3 protein-coding genes and 1 pseudogene are annotated in these 2,136 nt (G+C 70.2%); 3 read left to right on the top strand and 1 reads right to left on the bottom strand.

Annotation, left to right across the window (positions count from 1 at the left end):
- Window positions 1-199, bottom strand: a 199-nt coding sequence (locus IH13_RS0134225; RefSeq protein ID WP_031090739.1) for a helix-turn-helix transcriptional regulator, incomplete at its 3' end; no start/stop codon positions are given.
- Between the two features lie 93 nt (window positions 200-292).
- Here IH13_RS0134225 and IH13_RS0134220 point away from each other — a divergent pair.
- The 3 genes and pseudogenes from IH13_RS0134220 to IH13_RS0134210 form a co-directional block, all read left to right on the top strand.
- Entirely contained in the window at window positions 293-691 is a 399-nt protein-coding gene (locus IH13_RS0134220) for a VOC family protein (RefSeq protein ID WP_031090737.1), read from the top strand.
- A 204-nt stretch (window positions 692-895) separates the two neighbouring features.
- Window positions 896-1,636: a beta-phosphoglucomutase family hydrolase gene (locus IH13_RS0134215; protein ID WP_031090735.1), complete on the top strand. Its 741-nt coding sequence runs from the start codon at window positions 896-898 to the stop codon at window positions 1,634-1,636.
- Window positions 1,633-2,136: pseudogene (locus IH13_RS0134210) on the top strand (family 65 glycosyl hydrolase); the annotation flags it as partial. The gene IH13_RS0134215 and the pseudogene IH13_RS0134210, both read left to right, overlap by 4 nt.

The following is a 2,136-nucleotide window of genomic DNA, read 5'->3' as shown; positions in this document are numbered from 1 at the left end:
ACCCGGGAGCGAGCCGGTACCCGCCGTAGCGGCCGCGCACCGACTCCACGGGCACGTCCAGGTCGATCAGGTGGTCCACATACCGCCGCACGGTGCGCCCTTCGACGCCGAGCCGTCCGGCCAGCTCGGCCACCGTCCGGGTGCCGCCCGACTGCAGCAGCTCCAGGAGCGTCAGCACGCGGGCGGTCGGTCGGGACATGTTCGCAGCCTAACGTGAATACAGGACCGGTTCTGTCCACTATCTCTCCTAGTCTGCGCAGTGCACGCCTCCCGTACAGCCAAGGAGATCCCCATGCAGTTCGTCTCGATCCGCATCATCACCAGCGACGTGGCGCGCCTCGTCGAGTTCTACGAGCGGGCCACAGGGGCGCGGGCGACGTGGGCCACCGAAGACTTCGCCGAACTCAGGACCGCGGGCGCCACCCTCGCGATCGCCGGCACCGGCACCGTCCCGCTGTTCGCCCCGGGCTCCGCGCGCCCGGCGGACAACCACAGTGTGATCACCGAGTTCCTCGTCGACGACGTGGACCGCGTGCACCGGAACCTGACCGGCTTCGTCACCGACTTCGTCACCGAGCCCACCACGATGCCCTGGGGCAACCGGTCGCTGCTGTTCCGTGACCCCGACGGCAACCTCGTCAACTTCTTCACCCCCGTCACCCCGGCGGCCATCGAGAAGTTCGCATGCTGACGAGCCTGCCAACCCCCGTACGACGTCCACCTGTTCAGAGCCGGGCCCGAAGGCCGGACCCGTAGGCCTGAGGCGCCCTTGCGTCACCACGGAAGAAGGTGGCGGCGGAGGCGGCGGGCACGACGAGCAGGTTGTCGAAGGTCTGCGGCGCACTCCACAGCGTGTCATCTGATCGGACCGGCTCCGGCGGGGAACTGTGGGGGTATGACGACGCAGCTCGGACTTCCCGAAGACATCCAGGCCTGCCTCTTCGACCTCGACGGGGTGGTCACCAGGACGGCGGTGGTGCACGCCGCCGCCTGGAAGGCGACCTTCGACGCCTTCCTGCGCGAGCGGGACGGAGCGGACTTCCGCCCCTTCACCGACTCCGACTACGACCAGTACGTCGACGGCCGCCCCCGCGCCGACGGCGTCCGCTCCTTCCTCGCCTCCCGCGGCATCGAGTTGCCCGAGGGCACCCCCGGCGATCCGCCGGACGCGCAGAGTGTCAACGGCGTCGGCAACCGCAAGAACGAACTCCTGCTGGAGAAGATCCGCACCGACGGCGTGGAGCCGTACGAGGGCACGCTGCGCTACATCGACGCGGTCCGCGCCGCCGGGCTCGCCACCGCGATCGTCTCGTCCAGCGCCAACACCCGCGACGTGCTGCACTCCATCGACGCCGAGCGGCTGTTCGACGTACGGATCGACGGCGTGGTGGCCAGGGAACGGAAACTGCCGGGCAAACCACACCCCGACACCTTCCTGGCCGCCGCCCGCGACCTCGGCGTCGAGCCGTCCCGCGCCGCCGTCTTCGAGGACGCGCTGGCCGGCATGGACGCGGGCCGATCCGGGCACTTCGGATTCGTCGTCGGCGTGGACCGCGTCGGGCAGACCGACGCCCTCTACGCCCACGGCGCCGACCGTGTCGTCAAGGACCTCGCCGAACTCGGAGGCCGCGCGTGATCACCAACCGGACGTACACCGTGGAGCCCTGGCGCGTGCGCGAGACGGCGCTCGACCTCGACCTCCTGGCGCAGAGCGAGTCCGTCTTCGCCCTGTCCAACGGGCATGTCGGCTGGCGCGGCAACCTCGACGAGGGCGAACCGCACGGCCTGCCCGGCAGCTACCTCAACGGCGTGTACGAACTGCACCCGCTGCCCTACGCCGAAGCGGGCTACGGCTACCCCGAGTCGGGCCAGACCGTCATCAACGTCACCAACGGCAAGCTGCTGCGGCTGCTGGTCGACGACGAGCCCTTCGACCTGCGCTACGGGCGGCTCGGCAAGCACGAACGCACGCTGGACTTCAGGCGCGGCGTGCTGGAGCGGAGCTGCGAGTGGACCTCCCCGGCCGGTACGACCGTCCGGGTGCGTTCCACCCGCCTCGTCTCCCTCACTCAGCGCGCCATCGCCGCCGTGGAGTACGAAGTCGAGCCCGTCGACAGCCGGACCCGCGTGGTCATC

It is taken from the genome of Streptomyces sp. NRRL WC-3549 (assembly GCF_000721935.1).
In the GTDB taxonomy this organism is placed as follows: domain Bacteria; phylum Actinomycetota; class Actinomycetes; order Streptomycetales; family Streptomycetaceae; genus Streptomyces.
This window is presented reverse-complemented; position numbering and strand designations above follow the sequence as displayed.